General features: G+C 39.8%; 20 protein-coding genes. 10 read left to right on the top strand and 10 right to left on the bottom strand.

The features are described from left to right. The first annotated feature begins 5 nt into the window (after nucleotides 1-5). Together AC1M89_RS09790 and AC1M89_RS09785 are read left to right on the top strand one after the other, a co-directional pair. On the top strand, nucleotides 6-1,070 hold the full coding sequence (locus AC1M89_RS09790; RefSeq protein WP_481614158.1) for an aromatic ring-hydroxylating dioxygenase subunit alpha: 1,065 nt from the start codon (nucleotides 6-8) through the stop codon (nucleotides 1,068-1,070). A 51-nt stretch (nucleotides 1,071-1,121) separates the two neighbouring features. Continuing rightward, the gene (locus AC1M89_RS09785; protein WP_481595800.1) at nucleotides 1,122-2,063 is read left to right on the top strand and encodes a PDR/VanB family oxidoreductase; all 942 of its coding nucleotides are present in this window, start codon (nucleotides 1,122-1,124) and stop codon (nucleotides 2,061-2,063) included. 50 nt (nucleotides 2,064-2,113) lie between these two features. Here the strand turns inward: AC1M89_RS09785 and AC1M89_RS09780 are convergent, their stop codons facing one another. The 3 genes from AC1M89_RS09780 to mhpT form a co-directional block, all read right to left on the bottom strand. Continuing rightward, nucleotides 2,114-2,803, bottom strand: coding sequence for a GntR family transcriptional regulator (locus AC1M89_RS09780; protein ID WP_035269117.1), 690 nt, complete (start codon nucleotides 2,801-2,803; stop codon nucleotides 2,114-2,116). Nucleotides 2,804-2,929: 126 nt separating this feature from the next. Beyond that, a complete protein-coding gene (locus AC1M89_RS09775) occupies nucleotides 2,930-3,388 on the bottom strand; it encodes a MarR family winged helix-turn-helix transcriptional regulator (protein ID WP_092766907.1) in 459 nt (152 codons plus the stop codon). Nucleotides 3,389-3,452: 64 nt separating this feature from the next. Further along, the gene (gene mhpT / locus AC1M89_RS09770) at nucleotides 3,453-4,685 is read right to left on the bottom strand and encodes a 3-(3-hydroxy-phenyl)propionate transporter MhpT (RefSeq protein WP_092766908.1); all 1,233 of its coding nucleotides are present in this window, start codon (nucleotides 4,683-4,685) and stop codon (nucleotides 3,453-3,455) included. 271 nt (nucleotides 4,686-4,956) lie between these two features. Here mhpT and AC1M89_RS09765 point away from each other — a divergent pair, with 271 nt between their 5' ends. The 8 genes from AC1M89_RS09765 (at nucleotide 4,957) to AC1M89_RS09730 (ending at nucleotide 14,129) form a co-directional block, all read left to right on the top strand. Next, a complete protein-coding gene (locus tag AC1M89_RS09765) occupies nucleotides 4,957-5,790 on the top strand; it encodes a p-hydroxycinnamoyl CoA hydratase/lyase (protein ID WP_035270071.1) in 834 nt (277 codons plus the stop codon). 49 nt (nucleotides 5,791-5,839) lie between these two features. Next, complete coding sequence (locus AC1M89_RS09760; RefSeq protein ID WP_481614157.1) at nucleotides 5,840-7,291, top strand: aldehyde dehydrogenase; 1,452 nt, start codon at nucleotides 5,840-5,842, stop codon at nucleotides 7,289-7,291. Between the two features lie 78 nt (nucleotides 7,292-7,369). Next, nucleotides 7,370-9,256 carry a feruloyl-CoA synthase gene (locus AC1M89_RS09755; RefSeq protein ID WP_481614156.1) on the top strand — a complete coding sequence of 629 codons (1,887 nt, stop codon included), beginning with the start codon at nucleotides 7,370-7,372 and terminating at the stop codon, nucleotides 9,254-9,256. A gap of 72 nt (nucleotides 9,257-9,328) precedes the next feature. Next, nucleotides 9,329-10,468, top strand: a complete 1,140-nt coding sequence (locus AC1M89_RS09750; RefSeq protein WP_035270077.1) for an acyl-CoA dehydrogenase family protein — start codon at nucleotides 9,329-9,331, stop codon at nucleotides 10,466-10,468. Nucleotides 10,469-10,516: 48 nt separating this feature from the next. Continuing rightward, a complete protein-coding gene (locus AC1M89_RS09745; protein ID WP_481614155.1) occupies nucleotides 10,517-11,770 on the top strand; it encodes an OprD family outer membrane porin in 1,254 nt (417 codons plus the stop codon). Between the two features lie 52 nt (nucleotides 11,771-11,822). Next, nucleotides 11,823-12,356, top strand: coding sequence for a DUF3237 domain-containing protein (locus tag AC1M89_RS09740; RefSeq protein WP_481614154.1), 534 nt, complete (start codon nucleotides 11,823-11,825; stop codon nucleotides 12,354-12,356). A 22-nt stretch (nucleotides 12,357-12,378) separates the two neighbouring features. Further along, the gene (locus tag AC1M89_RS09735; RefSeq protein ID WP_481614153.1) at nucleotides 12,379-12,765 is read left to right on the top strand and encodes a PaaI family thioesterase; all 387 of its coding nucleotides are present in this window, start codon (nucleotides 12,379-12,381) and stop codon (nucleotides 12,763-12,765) included. A gap of 14 nt (nucleotides 12,766-12,779) precedes the next feature. Continuing rightward, the gene (locus AC1M89_RS09730) at nucleotides 12,780-14,129 is read left to right on the top strand and encodes an MFS transporter (protein WP_481614152.1); all 1,350 of its coding nucleotides are present in this window, start codon (nucleotides 12,780-12,782) and stop codon (nucleotides 14,127-14,129) included. A 119-nt stretch (nucleotides 14,130-14,248) separates the two neighbouring features. Here the strand turns inward: AC1M89_RS09730 and pcaG are convergent, their stop codons facing one another. The 7 genes from pcaG to AC1M89_RS09695 all read right to left on the bottom strand — a co-directional run. Continuing rightward, nucleotides 14,249-14,878 (bottom strand): protocatechuate 3,4-dioxygenase subunit alpha, encoded by a 630-nt coding sequence (gene pcaG, locus AC1M89_RS09725; protein WP_092766915.1) that lies wholly within the window; start codon nucleotides 14,876-14,878, stop codon nucleotides 14,249-14,251. Between the two features lie 14 nt (nucleotides 14,879-14,892). Beyond that, complete coding sequence (gene pcaH / locus AC1M89_RS09720) at nucleotides 14,893-15,618, bottom strand: protocatechuate 3,4-dioxygenase subunit beta (protein ID WP_092766916.1); 726 nt, start codon at nucleotides 15,616-15,618, stop codon at nucleotides 14,893-14,895. Between the two features lie 35 nt (nucleotides 15,619-15,653). Continuing rightward, complete coding sequence (gene pcaC, locus AC1M89_RS09715; RefSeq protein ID WP_035269644.1) at nucleotides 15,654-16,052, bottom strand: 4-carboxymuconolactone decarboxylase; 399 nt, start codon at nucleotides 16,050-16,052, stop codon at nucleotides 15,654-15,656. A gap of 47 nt (nucleotides 16,053-16,099) precedes the next feature. Next, on the bottom strand, nucleotides 16,100-16,882 hold the full coding sequence (gene pcaD / locus AC1M89_RS09710) for a 3-oxoadipate enol-lactonase (RefSeq protein ID WP_171076801.1): 783 nt from the start codon (nucleotides 16,880-16,882) through the stop codon (nucleotides 16,100-16,102). Continuing rightward, nucleotides 16,879-18,237 carry a 3-carboxy-cis,cis-muconate cycloisomerase gene (gene pcaB, locus AC1M89_RS09705; RefSeq protein WP_481592528.1) on the bottom strand — a complete coding sequence of 453 codons (1,359 nt, stop codon included), beginning with the start codon at nucleotides 18,235-18,237 and terminating at the stop codon, nucleotides 16,879-16,881. The genes pcaD and pcaB overlap by 4 nt, the downstream gene beginning before the upstream one ends. A 62-nt stretch (nucleotides 18,238-18,299) precedes the next feature. After that, entirely contained in the window at nucleotides 18,300-19,505 is a 1,206-nt protein-coding gene (gene pcaF, locus AC1M89_RS09700) for a 3-oxoadipyl-CoA thiolase (protein WP_481614151.1), read from the bottom strand. A gap of 78 nt (nucleotides 19,506-19,583) precedes the next feature. Next, nucleotides 19,584-20,116: CoA-transferase (locus AC1M89_RS09695; RefSeq protein WP_481614150.1), on the bottom strand; the 533-nt coding region annotated here is incomplete at its 5' end.

Here is a 20,116-nt window from a genome sequence, read left to right as displayed (position 1 = left end):
AACTCATGTTTGTAAAAAATGCTTGGTATGTGGCGGCACGACCTGAAGAAGTACAAGATAAGCCTCTAGGAAGACAAATTTGCGGTGAAAAAATGGTTTTTTATCGTGGAAAAGAAAACCAAATACATGCCGTTGAAGATTTTTGCCCACATCGCGGTGCACCTTTGTCATTAGGCTTTGTTGAAGATGGTCAACTGGTCTGTGGTTATCATGGGTTAGTGATGGGATGTGACGGCAAAACGGTTTCAATGCCTGGGCAACGTGTACGTGGCTTTCCTTGCAATAAAAGCTATCGCGCAATTGAAAAATTTGGCTTTATTTGGGTATGGCCAGGAGACCAATCGCTTGCAAGTGAAGATCAACTCCCAACTTTAGAGTGGGCTGAAAATCCAGAATGGGCCTATGGTGGTGGACTATTCCACATCAACTGTGATTACCGCTTGATGATTGATAACTTAATGGATCTCACCCATGAAACATATGTTCATGCAAACAGCATTGGTCAAAAAGAAATCGATGAAGCTGCACCAACCACTCGTGTTGATGGTGACCACGTTGTGACTGAACGTCATATGGAAAACATTTATGCACCTCCATTTTGGCAAATGGCTCTAAAAGGTAATAATCTCGCTGCAGATGTCCTAGTAGACCGTTGGCAAATTTGTCACTTTCATGCACCTAGCAATGTTCATATTGAAGTTGGTGTTGCCCACGCAGGCCATGGTGGTTACAACGCACCGGAAAATAAAAAAGTGTCTTCAATCGTTGTGGATTTTATTACCCCCGAAACGGAAACGTCTCACTGGTATTTCTGGGGAATGGCTCGACACTTCCAACCCGACAACATCGAATTAACTAACCAAATTCGTGAGGGACAGGGCAAAATTTTCTCGGAAGATTTAGATATGCTTGAACAACAGCAACAGAATTTATTGAGACATCCTGATCGTAAATTGCTAATGCTGAATATTGATGCAGGCGGTGTTCAATCTCGAAAAGTAATTGACCGCTTGATCAGCTTAGAGCAAACGAATGATGAGCAGAAAATTACAACTTTGAATGTTATTTAAAGTAAACCCACATTTTATCAGTTTTTCATTTTACCAAGGAGCGATACTCACATGGATGTGACTATTCAGAAGATTTATCGTCATAATGAACACATTTTATCTTTCGAACTGGTAAACACCCATGGTGAATTATTACCAGCTTTTCAAGCCGGTGCACATATTGATGTGCACTTAGGTAATCAATTAATTAGACAGTATTCTTTGGCAAATTGTAGTTCAGAGCAGCACCGTTACGTCATTGGTGTCCTGAATGATCCTTTATCACGTGGTGGTTCTAAATTTATTCATGAACAACTTCGTGAGGGTCAGCAGCTCAAGATTAGTGAACCACGAAATTTGTTTGCCTTGGTTCCTGAGACAGAATATGCATATTTGTGTGCAGGTGGAATCGGTATCACTCCTATCTTAGCAATGGCTAAAGAGCTTAAACGCAATAATCAGCCCTTCCAATTACTGTATTTTGTGAAAACGAGAGCTTCTATTGCATTCCAACAAGATTTAGAGGCTCTAGGAGATTCCGTCCACATCCATATTGATGATGAACCTGAAACACATATTCTTTTGAATACAGTCTTTGCCTCTCCTCATATCGATCATCATATTTATGTATGTGGCCCAGATGGTTTTATGAACTATGTGATCCATACCGCAGATACGCTCTCTTGGCCTAGTCATCAAGTACATAAAGAGCATTTCAGCGCACAAGCTATTGATACCAGTCAAGATGGCAGTTTTGAAATTGAGATTTTAAAAACAGGGCAACGTATTCATGTCGCAGCTGATCAATCTGCAGCACAAGCTTTAGAACATGCTGGAATCTGTATCCCTTTATCTTGTGAACAAGGTATTTGTGGCACTTGCTTAGTAGATGTAGTTGAAGGTGAAATTGATCACAGAGATATGTATTTAACTGAAGAGGAACAAGCTGCAAATGATCAATTCACACCTTGTTGCTCAAGAGCCAAATCTCAACGAATTATCATTGATGTTTAATTTGGATCGATAGATTTTCAAGTGTAGCCCTTCATTAATTGAAGGGTTTTTTATATAGACCCATCTGTATGAAATATTGAACGCATAGTCTCCCCTAAAGTAACCACATGACTATGCTCACGCATTAAACTTTCAGCGCGTGCTGAGTCTTGTTGCTTTAATGCATTGAATATTGAGCAGTGTTGGATATGCGCATATTGCAAACGACGAATTTCAGACAGCGCATTATTTTTATCATAAGTCAGTGCTTGTGCAGATGCCATAGGTAACTGATTGTTTTTACTGAGTGCTTGCACAATTGCGACATTATCCGAGCCTTGAATAATAGTATTGTGAAAAATAGTGTTGTAATGATGGTAGGTTTCTAAATCATCGCTTGTTAATTCTGGTTTATTGAATATGGAATCAATTTGCGTAATACAATTCAAAAGTGTTTGATGTTGATCTAACGTCATGCCTTTTTCAGCAAGCGTTTTTGCAGCAAGACCTTCTAAAACGCCACGTACATGCAACGCATCATGAACTAATTTGGATGAAATTTCTCGAACAGTATAGCCTCGAGTTGGATTTTTAACGAGTAAGCCTTCTTGCTCTAAAAGCCGAAAAGCCATTCGAATAGGTTGACGCGATACACCTAGCATTTCAGCAGTCGGAATTTCAGCCAAACGAGAACCTCCTGCAATCTCCCCAGAAATAATCATTTTTCGAAGTTCAATTAACACTTGCTGCCCTGAAGACATATAACTACTCAATTTTTTTGATCATGATTGATCCTAACGAGTCAGATTTGGAATATCAATCTCTGTTGACTTAAAGGACTCTTTTAGGCCGGAAATTCACTATTCTATTTTTGATAACTGAGGTGATTATGAGTTCGTATCATCAATATTTATTTTTTGAAGATTGGTTGCCATTAACTCTAGATTGTTTCGAATTAAATAAGCTAAATGGATATCTACCCCATCTAACATTTTTTGTTCTATCTCATTAACAATGTTTCGACATTGTTCGAGTTTTTCAAATCCTTTAGGCGTTACATTAATTAAAATTCTTCGTCCATGTGAGGGATCTGAAGCTCTACTGATCCAATCCTGGTTTTGTAAATCTTGTAGAATTTTATTGGTAGATTGCGGTTTAATAAATGAACGTTCTGCAAGTTTTGCATTAGATAGATTGCCTTTCGCAGCGATAACTGACAATGCTGTAAACTGAGATAAGGTGATATCTAAGTCTTTTAAACGTTCAGTTAACAGTTTACTCACAATACGATCAACCCTTGCAATTATATAGCTCAGTGTCGGAATCGAATGATTAACTTCTGACATTTTATATTCCTTAATAGATGAACAAAAGTATGACTACTGTCGTAATCATACTTTTAACATATGTTTAACGTGTAGTTATATTTAGAACAGCATCAGACTGCTCTGCTCGTGGCTTGCGTACAAGCATTAATGCCGCAACAGCTGCAAATAAAATCAGGGGAATACTTGCACCAATGACCATTGCTGAACTAGAACCTAACGACAGTAGCATGCCAGCAAATAGGGGCCCTGCAAATGATCCTATACGCCCTACTGCGACTGCAGCGCCTACACCCGTGCCACGCATTTCTGTTGGATAGAACATCGCTGCCAATCCATAGAGCGCTGATTGGCCACCTACAATAAATAGACCACAACCCACAGCAGACAATACAAGTAAAGCAACAGTTGGAGAGATTGCAAGACAGCACAGTGATAACAAGATGCCAATATATATAAATTTAATTACAGTACTCATGCGAATCTTATCAAGTAAAGTTCCCATGAGAATCGACCCGAAGATACCACCGATGTTGTAACCAATTTGAACATAGTTCGCTTCTGTTTTTCCTAAACCTTGTGCACCCATCAATAGTGGCAACCAGTTGAGTAAAAAATATAAAACAACTAACGTAAAGAAAAAACTGATCCAAATTTGAATCGTGGAAAAACGCCGTTCTTTTGCAAACAACACTTCAAAGAATGGGGTAGAAGTTTTATTCTTCGTCGCTGTTAAATAGTCTTTAGACTCCGGCAAATACTTCATTAGCAAAGGGATTAAAAGAATTGGAGCGAAGCCACCAATGTAGAAGATATGTCTCCATTGCGCATCACCAGCTAAACCCATTGCCACGAATGATGTCAACATTCCACCAAATGGAATACCGCTATACATAATACTGACTGCAATGCCTTTATGTTTCTCTGATACTGCCTCAGATGCCATGGTGATCATCATTGGTAAAGCGCCACCCATCCCTAAGCCAGTTAAGAAACGAATGATTAAAAGCAGTGTATAATCAGAAGCATATGCCGTTAGAACTGACATCACTCCAAAAATTAAAATACTGGTCAATAGAACTGCCTTACGCCCAATTTTATCAGCGAAACGACCTCCTAATAATGCACCAGGTAAAGTACCCAAGATTGCCGCGCTAAATGCCCATGCCATTTGAGTATTATCTAAGCCAAACTCTGCTCGCATCCGTGGTGCTGCTACGCCCATTGATTGAAGATCGAAACCTTCAAATACAGCGATAGCGAAACACAGTACGAGTGTAAGCGTAGCTTTAGTCTTACTACTTACACTTTGTTCCATTTTTTATTGTCCCTTTTAGAGCTTTTAAAATACTTTTAAAAAAATACACATCCTATGTATTGCCTCCGTCCAGGCAACTCAAAAAATATCACCTAAACTTATAAAATAATCAATATTTTTTTTTAAATAAAATTCATTTAAAATACTATTTTATTAAATATCAATAGATTATAAAAATTTTATAAAAAATTCAAAAAAACACTTGTATGTAAGTTTAACTGATATTATCTTAATTCCAACAGGACATAAAACAAACACTAAGGAGCTTATCATGTCTTATCAAAATCGCTGGTCCACTGTAGATGTAAAAGTTGAAGCTGGCATTGCTTGGGTCACTTTAAATCGCCCAGAAAAGAAAAATGCGATGAGTCCAACCTTAAATAAAGAAATGATTGATGTACTTGAAACGCTTGAACTCGATCCAGAAGCAGGTGTTTTGGTACTCACTGGTGCTGGGGATTCTTGGACAGCAGGTATGGACTTGAAAGAGTACTTCCGTGAGGTTGACAGCCAGCCAGAAATTTTCCAAGAGCGAATTCGTCGTGATGCATCACGTTGGCAATGGCATTTACTTCGTTTTTATTCAAAACCAACGATTGCAATGGTAAACGGCTGGTGCTTCGGTGGTGGATTCTCACCACTAGTCGCATGTGATCTAGCCATTGCAGCAGATGAAGCTACATTTGGCTTGTCTGAAGTGAATTGGGGAATTCCTCCAGGTAACTTAGTGAGCAAAGCTATGGCTGATACAGTCGGTCATCGTGCTTCTATGTACTACATCATGACAGGCAAAACCTTCTCTGGTGTTGAAGCTGCAAATATGGGCTTAGTGAACAAGAGTGTTCCACTTGCTCAATTACGTGCAGAAGTAACTGAATTGGCAAATAATTTGCTTGAAAAGAATCCAGTTGTACTGCGTACAGCGAAGAATGGTTTTAAGCGCTGTCGTGAGCTGACTTGGGAGCAAAACGAAGATTACTTATACGCCAAACTGGATCAATGCAACTACCGTGATGATGAAGGTGGTCGTGCACAAGGTATGAAGCAATTCTTGGATGACAAAACAATCAAACCAGGTCTTCAAACTTATAAACGTCCTGCTTAAGCAGAATCTACTTTTTTCGTCATGATGGACATGTAAGGAAACATTCACCATGCAAAACGTACAGTTACTTATTCACGGCCAATCTGTTGCAGCAAGTTCAGGACAAACTTTTCAAAGAATCAGTCCAATTAATGGCTCAATCGCATCAACGAGTGCAGCAGCGACTTTAAGCGATGTTGATCGTGCAATTGAGTCAGCGCATGAAGCATTCAAAACTTGGTCTGTTCTATCACCAACAGACCGACGTTTAAAATTGCTTAAAGCTGCAGATTTGATGGATCAAAAAACTGAACAGTTTATTCAAACTGCAATACATGAAATAGGTTCAACTGCGACGTGGTATGGCTTTAATGTCCATCTTGCTGCCAATATGCTGAGAGAAGCGGCAGCCATGACTACACAAATTGATGGAAATATTATTCCATCAGATGTTCCTGGCAATATCGCTATGGGTGTTCGCGTTCCATGTGGTGTCATCGTTGGTATGGCGCCGTGGAATGCTCCTGTTATCTTAGCCACTCGTGCCTTAGCGATGCCTCTGGCTTGTGGGAATACAGTCGTACTTAAAGCATCTGAAGCTTGCCCTGCAACACATCGATTAATTGGGGAAGTACTTCATGAAGCAGGTATTGGCGATGGTGTTGTCAATGTCATTACTCATGCTCCGCAAGATGCTCCACAGATTGTAGAGCGTTTAATCAGTCATCCATTGACTAAAAGAATTAATTTTACAGGTTCAACGCATGTAGGACGAATAATTGCACAAACTGCAGCGAAATACCTCAAACCAGTGTTGCTGGAACTTGGTGGCAAAGCACCGGTCATTGTATTGGAGCAAGCGGACCTGGACGAAGCCGTTAATGCCATCAGTTTCGGCGCTTTTTTCAATCAGGGACAGATCTGTATGTCGACAGAGCGTGTTCTTGTGGATGAAAAAATTGCAGACCAATTCATCGAAAAATTGATCAATAAAGTTCAGAATATCAGAGCAGGAAATCCACTTGAGAGTCAAGAACCCCTGGGCGTTCTAGAAAGTTTAAAAGCTGCAACAAGAATCAAAACTTTAATTGAAGATGCACGTGAAAAAGGTGCATATTTACCACTAGGTTTAAGCATTGATGGTGCTATGATGCAACCTACTATCGTAGTTGACGTCACAAAAGATATGCAGATTTATGCCGAAGAGTCTTTTGGTCCTGTGTGCACCGTTCAACGTTTTAAAACTGTTGATGAAGCAATCGATTTAGCAAATGACTCAGAATTTGGATTATCTGCAGCAGTTTTTAGTCAAGATTTATCCCTAGCTCTAGATGTTGCTAAACGTATCGAATCAGGTATTTGTCATATTAATGGTGCAACCGTTCATGATGAAGCGCAAATGCCTTTTGGTGGCGTGAAACAAAGTGGTTATGGACGATTTGGGAGTAAAGTCTCAGTTGCAGAGTTCACTGAGCTGCGTTGGATCACCATGCAAACCAAAACTCGTCACTACCCTATTTAACGAATATTTCAAAGAGTTGACATGAAGTCAGCTCTTTTCGTTGGAAAAGAATAGCTAAAAATACATGGAGTGAAAACAATGTCGAATATGACGGTTCATACGCATAAATATCCTGAGCGATTTGTTAAATTAGGCAGTCACGAGATTGAGTTTCAATCTAAAAATAGCACTTTGTATATTTCCCCAAAAGAACAACTTAAACCATACCCACAAAAAATTACTGACCGTTTAATTCAATATGCTCAAACACATCCCGATCGTGTATTCGCAGCAAAACGTGGTCATGATGATGAATGGATTAAGCTTACATACGCAGAAACATTAGATCGAGCATGGCGTATTGCACAAAGTTTGAAACAATATTCACATCTTTCAACTGAACGTCCTATTGTCATTCTATCTGGAAATGATCTAGAGCATCTTACTTTGTCAATGGGAGCAATGCTTGCAGGAATTCCATTCTCTGCAATTTCTCCTGCCTATTCACTTATTTCTAAGGATTTTGGCAAGCTCAAACATGTGTTTGATGTTCTAACACCAGGTTTGGTTTTTGCTAATGATGGTCAAGCTTTTGCTAAAGCGATTGAACATTGCTGTGATACAGATGATATTGTGATCGTTACGAATTCTGGAAAATTTGGTGAGAAAAATTGCCTTGCTTTCTCTTCACTCCTCTGCTCTGAAATTAGTGATATTAAAGATCATTATGAGACCATTGATGAACATCAAATAGCGAAATTTCTATTTACATCTGGCTCAACTAAAATGCCGAAAGCGGTACCTACAACGCATCTAATGCTATGTACCAATCAACAGATGCTGCTTCAGACCTTCCCTGAGTTTGAAGAGACCCCCCCAGTATTAGTTGATTGGTTAGCATGGCATCATACTTTTGGTGGCAGTCATAATGTAGGAATCGCACTATATAACGGCGGCACAATTTATATTGATGACGGCAAGCCAGTTCCAGGAAAGATGCAAGAAACCATCAGGAATCTTAAGGAAATTGCACCTACTGTGTATTTAAACGTTCCTAAAGGATGGGAAGAAATAACCGTAGCACTTGAACAAGATGCTGAGTTACGTGAAAAATTTTTTAGTCGAGTTAAAATTTTGTTTTTTGCTGGTGCTGCACTATCAGAAGCTGGTTGGAACAGACTTGACCAAATCGCGCAGTCACACTGTGGAGAACGTATTCGTATCATGAGCGGTTTGGGGATGACTGAGACTGCACCATCATGTGTGTTTACAACTGGTCCCAAAGTAATGGCTGGGTTCATTGGATATCCAGCTCCAGGTTGTGAAGTGAAATTAGTTCCTTATGGTGACAAACTTGAGTTTTGTGTTCGTGGTAAAAATGTCATGAAACATTACTGGCGTCTACCTATGGCACAACAAGCTGACATCTTTGATGATGAAGGCTTTTATCGCACCGGGGATGCTGTGAAGTTAGTGGATCCATCCGACCCGAGTCAGGGACTCATGTATGATGGCCGTATAGCTGAAGATTTTAAGTTAAATACAGGTACCTTTGTCAATGTTGGAACTTTACGCAATAAAGTTCTCATTACAGGTAATCGATTTATTCAAGATGTTTGTATTACTGGTTCTAATTTAAGTGCGATTGGATTTTTAATATTTCCCAAAATTGCAGATTGTGCTGAGTATGCAGGATTAGATTTAAGTCTAGTTGGTGCTAAAGAGGTGCTTCTACACCCTAAAGTTCAACAGTGGTTCAAGCAGTTTTTAATTGATTTCAACAAAGATGCGACAGGTAGTTCAAATACCGTTTCGATGCTTTATCTCATGATTGAACCTCCACTTCTTGATGCAGGAGAAACCACTGATAAAGGCAATCTCAATCAAAGTGGTATCTTGAAACGTCGCATAGCAATGGTGGAAGAGTTATACGAAAAAAACATCAATAATCCACTCATTATTCGCATTCCAACCCTTAGAAATTAACTCAACTTTTTTATTCAGCAGCGTTTAGTCAAACGCTGCTTAGACAGTTGCATTCAAAATTAGGATAACGCTATGCAGAAAGATAGTGATTTTGAGCTGTTTCGGGACAATTATCGACGCTTCCTAGCAGAGTTTGTCGCCCCATATTATGAGTCATGGGAAGAGCAAGGACTCATGCCTCGACAAGTTTGGGATCAACTTGGACAAAATGGATTTTTATGCGTCGATGTGCCTGAACAATATGGAGGTTACGGCGCACCGATATATTATTCACAAATGATCGTTCAAGAAACTGCTCGAGCGGGCTTCTCTGCGTTAGCCGTTGCAATCGGTGGTCAGAGTGAACTTGTTTCACCCTATATCCAGAATATTGGAAGTGAAGATCAAAAACAATATTGGTTACCTAAAATGGTATCCGGTGAAGTTGTTACAGCTATTGCAATGACTGAAGCCAATGCAGGTTCAGACCTACAAGCCATCCGCACTCAAGCCTTATTAGATGGCGATCATTATGTGGTAAATGGCTCAAAAACGTTTATATCGAATGGTCAACATGCAGATCTCATAGTTTTAGTTGCTAAAACTGATCCTCAAGCAAGAGCTAAAGGTATTTCGATTTTATTGGTGGATGCTCATTTAGATGGAGTAAAAAAAGGTCGTGGTCTAAAAAAAATTGGACTTCAATCTCAAGACACTGCCGAATTATTTTTTGACCAAGTCAGAGTTCCTAAAGACCAATTATTAGGTCAGGAAGGTCAAGGCTTTAGCTATCTCATGCAAGAACTTCCACGTGAGCGTTTGAGTATTTCTCTCATGGCATTAGGCGCTTTGCAAGGTGCTTTAGAAATTACTCAAGAATATGTCCTCGAACGTAAAGCTTTTGGACAATCAATTGCACAATTTCAAAATACTCGTTTTGTAATCGCTCAAGCCAAAATTAAAACTCTAGCAGCCGAAGCCTTTGTCGAAAAATGTAAGTCGCTTTATCAACAGGGAGTATTAGATGTAAGCGAAGTTGCGGCATTGAAATGCTTCATCACTGATACCCAATGTGAAGTCATTGATCAACTTCTGCAATTGTTCGGGGGATATGGATACATGCGGGAATATCCAATATCTCGATTTTATGTCGATGCACGTGTTCAAAAAATTTATGGGGGAACCAATGAAATTATGAAAGAAATCGTTGCAAGAGAACTTTTAGGAAAATAACACAAAGATTACCTCTATGTATTAATACTATTTCAGGATGAAATAAAGATGAAAAAATTATGGATCACACCACTTCTATTATGTACCGCTCCAGTATTTGCAAATAATTTTATCGACCAAAGTAAAGTCGAATTAACTGCACGTAACTTCTACTTTGACCGTGACTTTAAAGTTGAGAATAGATACCCCGCATTAAGAGACTGGACACAAGGATTTATCTTTAAAGCGCAATCTGGATTCACCGATGGAACGATTGGTTTTGGTTTAGATCTATTAGCGACTGCAGGTTTTAAACTGGATGCTGATGCTAAATATGGAGGTACAGGAAACTTAATTCGTTCCTTGGAAACCAATGAGCCTGCAGATCAATATGGTGAAGTTGGAGTCACTTTAAAAGCTAAAGTTTCTGAAACCGAGGTACGTATAGGGACTCTTCAACCCATGACTCCTGTTTTAGTCGGCTCTCCAGCACGACTTTTACCTCAAACGTATCGAGGTGTTGCAGTTCAATCTAAAGATATTCAAGGTCTGGATCTCCAAGCATCCTATATTGATGAAGTCAATCAACGTGATTCTACAAATTATGAAGCTATAAAAATCTCTGGAGTAAATGGTCGTTATATTTCTGAAGAAACAGATTATTTGTATTACTTAGGTGGACATTATGACTTGACTCATAATCCATTGCGGTTGACTGCATTTCATATGGATGTTAACGACTTATATCGCCAATCGTTGTTAGGCATAACCTATAAATATCCAATCTCTAATCAATCCACTTTTACAACACAGTTGCGTTACTACATTAGCGATGAAGATGGGACTGCTAAAGCGGGTTTAGTTGACAATAATTTACTTCATAGCCATTCAGAACTTCAACACCAAAACCATAAGTTTATCTTTTCTACATTTCACCACTTTGGAGATACTGCTTTTCCGTACTTAACTGGAGGAGAAACTGGACTAGCAATTGATACTTGGACTGGTGAGTTTTTGAATGCGAAAGAGCGTGTTTATAGCCTGCGTTATGAATACGATTTTAAAGACTATATCCCAGGTCTTCGTTTTATGACCCGCTATACCCATGGTAGCAATATTTACGCACCACAGTTGGGTGGTACAGATTTTTCGGAAGATGAATTGGATTTTGATCTAGCTTACATATTTCAAAATGGCCCACTAAAAAATTTAGGTTTACGCGCGCGTTACGCGATCTACGATAATGATATGCCAATTACCGCCAATATTAAGCCAGCCAATGAAACTCGTATCAATATTGATTACACGTGGAAATTTAAATAATAACAAAAGGGTTCTTTACTGAGGAACCCTACCCTCTCTAAGGATAATAAGTATGAAATATTTAATCGGCTTATTGGTCTATACCACCAGTGCATTAAGTTTGGCAAATACCCAATATTCACCACAACCCATAAAACTTGAACCCCTTGCGACATTCAATGTTGAACTCACAGCCCAAGTTTGGGAACTAGGTAAAACTTCAGATTTAGGGCAAAGACGCATTATCCCAATCACTGGAGGAACTTTTTCTGGACCAAGTTTGAAGGGGCGTATTCTTAACAATGGTGCAGATTGGCAAAAGGTCGATAGCAAAGGTTTGGCATATATAGATACGCGCTATTTATTAGAAACTGATGATGGTGCTCTGATTTATTTACAAACTAAAGGTTATCGCCATGCTTCACCACAAGTACTAGAACAATTAAGTCGTGGCGAAGATGTTAATCCCACTCAATATTACTTCAAGTTAACCATGCAGTTTGAAACTAGCTCAGAAAAATATGCATGGTTAAATCAGACAATTGCAGTTGGAAGTGCAATGCGTCTCGGAAAAGCCGTGATCTATGATGCATTTTCAGTGAAATAAATATTAAAAGGAGTACTTTTCAATGGACGAACAAGTTTTATCTAATTTACCCCCTATTCATCATTTATTGGGTGGTCATCAACTTCACTGGGACAAGGAAAAGCGAGAAATTTCAGTTCAATATACTGCTCTTGAAAGTTTTACTAATCCTAGGGGAAGTGTTGAAGGAGGCATGATCTGTGCCATGCTTGACGATGCAATGGGAATTTTAGCTGCCTTAAATCAAACAGAAAAACCAGCTGCCACAATTAATTTAACAATTGATTTCCTGAGACCATGTGAAGTTGGTGAAGTATTGGCAAAAGCGTGGTTCATTAAAGAAGGACGTAAAATTTTAAGCATTGAAAGTGAAGCTTGGCAGCATGGAAAGCTAGTGGCAAAAACCAGTGCTGCATTTATGGTTCTATAAGGATTAAAAAAAGAATGGATATCTTAAAATTAAAGGACTGTGTCGACAACGACAAAATAAGTTTATATCAAAAATTTGTCGTTTTTTTCTGTTTTATTTTATACATTATCGACGGATTCGATTTCATGATAATGGCTTATTTGGCAAGTTCAGTTGCCAATGAGTTTTCATTAACTGGTACTAATATAGGAACTTTAATTAGTGCTGGTTTAATTGGTATGACCGTCTGTTCATTTTTACTTGCACCTCTCGCAGATAAAATCGGTAGACGTAATTTAATTAACCTTTGTCTATTAATCTGTGGTCTGAGCATGTTTGCATCTGCATTTGCCACCGATTTTAAGCAATTGGTTCTGTGCAGATTTTTCACTGGTGTTGGTATTGGTGGTGTTCAAATCAGTGCTATGATTTTGGCCAGTGAATATTCTCCGACTAAATATAAAAGTTTTAGTGTTGGTATATTATCTGCTGGTTATGGGATTGGAGCAATTAGCGGAGCACTACTTGCTGTATATAGCTTAGAAAGTATCGGTTGGAGACAAGTATTTCTAATTGGTGGATTCGTTACTACATTTGCTTTTCTTTGCTCATTGAAATTTTTACCAGAATCGATCGATTATTTATTAATAAAACAACCAAAACATGCTTTGGAAAAATTGAATCAAATTTTCTCTAAAATGCATAAAAAACCAATTCTCGCACTCCCTAAAGCATACAAAGAAAATCAAAAGTCTTCTTACGTAGAAATATTTAACCACAAGTATTTAGTTAAATCCCTTGTATTATGGGTTTCTATATTCTTTATTCTTTTTGGTTTTTATTTCGTGATGGGCTGGACTCCTAAAATTCTCAATAGTTCTGGTCTAGATAACTCATTATCTATTAAAACTGCCATGATGATCAGCGTGGGTGGTATTTTAGGTAGTTTTATCATTGGTGTTCTTAGTTCTAAAGTCAGCGTATACATCAATCAAATTGCCTTTTTAATCCTCACGTACGTATGTATTTTATTGTTTGTGAACAATACAGATAATTTAAATATATTAATCATCGTTGCCACAACGCTAGGATTTTTTATTAATGGCTGTTTAGCTGGAATCTATGCCATTTCTACACAGCTCTATGAGGCAGATGTACGATCAACAGGCGTGGGGATTGCAACTGGTGTTGGTCGTTTTGGTGGTATTTTCTCTCCAATCATTGCGGGATACTTTTTAGACCTAGGGAACTCACCTTTAGAATTGTACGGAAATTTTGGTTTTGCATTTGTTATAGCAGCTATTGCCATTTTCATCATCTATAAGTTAAAACAAAAATCCGTAGTAAATACACCATATGTCGTTTTACAAAAAGAGCCTCAATAATTTATGCTCACGAATATATAACTTTGTATTGTTAAGATAAGTTATTTCATCAAAATCTATTGATAGAAACAACAAAAGGTCAGTGAAATCACTGACCTTTTTAATTTCTTGTTCAAAGTTTAAATATCAAAGAATACAGTTTCATTTTCACCTTGAATACGAATATCGAAACGATAAACGATCTGACCATCACGCTCTTCACGCTTAGCAATGAGTGTTTGACGACGTGGCGCCCACTCAATACCATTCAAAATTGGGTCTTTCGCATTCGCTTCAGCTTCATCCTCGAAGTAAACTCGAGTATGTAAACCTAAATTGATACCACGCGCAAAAATAACCAGCGCGATATGTGGTGCTTGCTGTGAACCCTTACGTCCAGGAACAGCACCTGGTTTGATCGTATCGAAGCTCCAAAAGCCAGTGTCAAAATCCGCACCCGCTCTACCCCAACCTAAAAAGTTTGGATCTGGCTGCTTCCCTTGCGTATCCTGCTGACTTGGATAAACACCATTGGCATCAGCTTGCCAAATTTCTACGAGTACATCGCGAAGTGGTAAACCCAAACCGTCAAAAACTTGCCCTTCGAGGCGAATACGTTCACCTTGAGTGCCATCTTTCACCATTTGATTATTGAAGCTATGCTCAAATACTTCTATACCAGCTTGATTAGGCATTAATCCAATATGGACATATGGACCACCTGTTTGAGATGGTGTTTCATGTAATTCTTCAAATTTCCAGCCATTCATCCTGATGCTCCCTATCAAGTCAAATCATTTTCAAAATATGTCGCACGACGACCACGTAAAGTAATGTCAAAACGATAGCAACGACTATCTGCTTCAATAAAGTTGCTCTTGTCTTCGAGCGCAATTAAAGCTCTTCGCTGTTGTTCTGAAGGAACAGTTTTTAAAATTGGACAGCTATCAATTAATGTATCGCCTTCAAAATAAAACTGGGAAATCAAACGCTGTGCCCAGCCATCTGCCATCACAGAAAAATGGATATGTGCTGGACGCCACTCATTGATACGGTTACGCCACGGATAAGGTCCTGGTTTTATCGTTCTAAAAATGAAGAATCCATTTTCATCTGTGAGCATTCGACCGCAACCACCAAAGTTAGGGTCCATAGCTCCCACATACTGATCATTTGGATGGCGATAACGTCCTGAGGCATTCGCTTGCCATACTTCAATCAAAGCATTTTTAACAGGACGACCAAATTGATCACGTAAATAACCATGAATAATGACGCGTTCACCAACAGGTAAACCATCTTTTGCATAATTTAAAATTAAATCATTGTCTTTAGGACCCAATAAGTCTGCGCTAAAGTGAGGTGCAGTAACCTCGGTTAATGTTTGCGCAATCGAAATCAGTGCATTTTTCGGGGAACGTAATACACTGGTTTTATATCCCGGTGCATATGCTGGTGGATGATCATCTGTATTTCGCTGTGCATAAGCACCCATCAGAATTTGAGACATGAATCTCTCCTTATTCAATTTAAAATATCGTCCGTTTATTTAATTTTCTCAGGCGAAATGCCTAACTCTGCAAATACTTCTTCTGCCATATGCATTGCAGCATTGGCTGCAGGCAGACCTGCATATAAAGACGCATGCAAAAATAATTCTTTAAGATCATCTTTGGTAACGCCATTGTTGAAACAAGCACGAATATGCATTCTGAGCTCTGCTTCACGCCCCAATGCAAGTAAGATTCCAATCGTCACCAAACTACGTGTGTGTCTTGGCAGTCCTGGTCTTGACCAAACCTCACCCCATGCAAAACGACTAATAAAGTTTTGAAAATCAGCATTAAATTCGTTTAAATTTTCAAGTGAACGCCCGACATGGGCTTCACCCAAGACTTCAGTACGGACTTCTAGCCCCTGCTTATAACGTTCTTCATCATTCATGAGGTTGTTCCTCTTTAAAATTGAAATTATTTGATGTTCAGATGTGCTTAAGACTGAATAAAAGCAAGCAATGCTTGGTTAAATTCAACTGGTCGCTCAATATTGGATAAATGCGATGCATCTATGACTGCAAGTTGACAGTCAGGTATATGTTGTTTTAAAAACTCACCATCATTCACTGTGGTCACAGGATCTAAGCCGCCACATAATGCCAAACAAGGCACAATAATTTTTCCAAGTTGATTGCGTAAATCCGTCTGAGCTAAGGCACGACAAGAGGCTGCATAGCCTTTAGGCTGAGTGACAGACAAACTCTGAATGGTTTTTTGAGCTGTCACATCGTGTAAATAATCAAATTGTTCACTAAACCAACGCGTATGTGTAGTACTGACGATATCAGCCAAACCATTTTGTTCAACCGCATCTGCACGACTCAACCATGCCTCGGCATTTCCAATTTTTGCTGCTGAATTTGCAATGGTAATAGAGTTAAAACGCTCTGGTGCAATTATGCCTAATTGAATCCCAGTAACTCCCCCCATGGAGATACCACAAAAATGCGCTTTTTCTATAGAGAAATGATTGAGTACATCAAGGACATCATTGGCTAAATCAATGATTGTGGTATTTTCAATGACACTACTTCTTCCATGACCACGTGTGTCGTAGCAAATCACATCATAATCTTTGGAAAAATAATCAATTTGGGCTTGCCACATGCCATGATCAGTGCCCAGTGAGTTTGAAAAAATGATGCTTGGTTTTGTATCGTCACCAAAACGATAGACCGCAAGCTGCTGACCATTACGATTATTGATTAATGTCATTATGGTGTACTTCCTTGAACGCTCTCTAGTACCGCATCTATTTGTGCTTGAGTATTTCCTAGATAATGTTGCGGATTAAAAATCTGACGGAGTTGATCTAGATCAAAAATAGCTAATATTTCTGGATTATTTTGTACAACATCGAGTAAGTGTCGTTGTTCGGCAACTGCTTGCTTACAAGCAGCTTCCACAAGATGATGTGCATTCAATCGACCCATCTGAGGTGCGAGTGACATCATCAGTGCTTCAGCCATGATTAATCCTTGCGTGCACTCTAAATTTCTGAACATATTTTCAGGATCTACTTCTAATCCCGTAAATACATCGATTGCTCTACTTAAACTGCCCGCCGTCAGTTGAAATAACTCTGGTAACGCTAGCCATTCAGCATGCCATGCACCTAAACTTCGTTCATGTTCTTGTACTAAGCTTTGGTAGATACTTGACATTAATGCAGGGACGCGATTTGCAGCGGCTAGAATTGAAGCAGCTGCAACAGGATTACGCTTATGAGGCATCGTCGATGACCCTCCACGCCCAGCACCACTCGGTTCAAACACTTCTGCAATTTCTGTTTGCATCATGAGTGACCAGTCACGGGCCATCTTGCCCAAGTTTCCTGTAATCGTTGCAAGTACATGTGCAATTTCGGCTACACGATCTCGCTCCCCATGCCATGTACATACGGGTGTATTTAAACCAAGTTTTTGTGCGTAGGTACTCACTACAGCCGAACCATATTCAGTTAATGAAGCTAAAGTACCTACCGCACCACCTAACTGCGCTGTTAAGACATGTTGCTGTAACTGCTGAACACGCTTTAAATCTCGATCTAAACTAGAGAGCCACCGTGCTGTTTTATGTCCAAAGGTAAGCGGTAAACCTTGTTGCAACCATGTACGTCCGATCATCACCTGATCACGGTATTGAATCGTCAGTTTTTTAGTTGCCTGAATAGCCTGGATAAGTTGCTTTTCGATCAGCTGTAACGCATCTTGAGCTTGCAGCATAAAGGCCGTATCAATGATATCTTGGCTGGTCGCACCCCAATGCACATAACGAGAAGCATCTTCATTGATTTTTTTCACAGCAGCAGTGAATTGCTTTACGAATGGAATTGCAATATTGCCAGCGAGACCACTGGACTGTGCCAAATGATCAAAATTAATAATGGAATGAATTTCTTGTGCTGCAACACGTTGAATCGTTTCAGCAGCAATTAAGGGAATAACACCAACTTCAGCTTGAGCTTGAGCCAGTGCAACCTCTGCACGCAACATATATTTTACGAGTGCTTCATCACTAAATATGATATTTACATCATTCTGATAAAACAAACTTCCATATAACTGACTCATAACTTATCCCTATTACGCTTCATCATGTGTTTCACCATAAAGCGTCTGTCCAAAAATTGCTGTTAAACTTTTTCAATAATTAAAGCGATGCCTTGACCCACACCGATACACATAGAGCACAATGCATATTTGCCACCAGTTGCTTCTAGTTGGTTGAGAGCAGTCGTCACCAAACGCGCACCTGATGCACCCAATGGATGACCTAGTGCAATTGCACCGCCATTTGGGTTTACACGCGCATCATCGTCGGCTAAACCTAGGTCACGTGTACATGCCAATGCTTGTGCTGCAAACGCTTCGTTCAGCTCAATCACATCCATTTGCTCTAGTGTTAAACCTGTTTGAGCCAATAACTTTTTAATCGCAGGTGCCGGACCAAAGCCCATAATGCGAGGTTCAACCCCCACAGTGGTTGCACCAATCACTTTGGCCCGTGGTTTTAAACCATATTTTTCTACAGCTGCATCAGACGCAATCAGAATCGCAGCAGCACCATCGTTAATGCCTGATGCATTACCTGCGGTTACTGTGCCGTCTGTTTTTACAACAGGTTTTAACTTGGTTAACGCTTCTAAAGTGGTTGATGCACGAGGATGTTCATCTTTTGCCACCACAACCGCATCACCTTTACGCTGTGGAATAGTCACAGGCACGATTTCTTGATCAAAGAAACCACGTGCTTGTGCAGCAGCCGTACGTTGTTGGCTGGTTAAAGCAAATTGGTCTTGATCAGCACGGCTAATATTGAACTGTTCAGCCACGTTTTCAGCCGTTTGCGGCATGGTTTCAACACCATACATTTCTTTAAGCTTCGGGTTGATAAAACGCCAGCCCATGGTGGTGTCTTCAATCTTTTGACTACGACCAAATGCACTCTCAGATTTACCCATCACAAATGGGGCACGTGACATAGATTCAACACCACCTGCCACAATCACGTCAGCTTCACCAGCTTTAATGGCACGCGCGGCCATTGCTACGGTATCGAGTGATGAACCACATAAACGGTTGACTGTGGTTGCAGGTACTGTATAAGGGATACCTGCTAAAAGCGCCGACATACGACCGACGTTACGATTATCTTCACCGGCTTGGTTGGCACAGCCAAATAAAACGTCATCGACGACATTCCAATTCACAGAAGGGTTACGTTCCATTAACGCTTTTAATGGCACTGCACCTAAGTCATCCGCACGGACAGGCGCCAAACCACCGGCATAACGACCAAAAGGCGTACGGATGGCATCAATGATGTATGCGTTTTTCATTTATTTATGTCCTAAATCTTTGAATCCCTCCCTAAATCCCTCCTTTAATAAAGGAGGGATTTAGGGAGGATTGATAAATTAGCCTTGAGTCGCATCAATGAGTTTGGCACTCGTCATCGATTGAAGTTCTTCAAAAGATAAGCCTTCAACTTTCTCAATCACTTTCATGCCATCTGCCGTCACATCAATCACACAAAGGTCAGTATAGATACGATCTACACACTTTAAGCCTGTCGCAGGATAAGTCAGCTCAGCAACGATTTTAGGCTCGCCTTTTTTAGTGACATGATCGGTGGTGATGAAGACTTTCTTCGCACCCACGGCTAAGTCCATTGCACCACCCACAGCAGGAATGGCATCAGGTGCACCGGTATGCCAGTTTGCAAGGTCACCATTTTCAGCGACTTGGAAAGCACCGAGTACAGCGATATCTAGGTGACCACCACGCATCATGGCAAATGAGTCACCATGATGGAAGAAAGCTCCGCCTTCTAGCAGGGTTACAAACTCTTTACCCGCGTTAATTAACTCAGGGTCACGGTCTTCTTCCGCAGGGGGTGGACCAAAGGCCAATAAACCATTTTCAGAATGTAAAAAGACATCTTTGTCAG

The sequence above is a fragment of the Acinetobacter sp. ANC_7635 genome (assembly GCF_056779945.1).
Note: the sequence above shows the minus strand (reverse complement) of the source record. Positions and strands in the feature narration are given on the sequence as shown.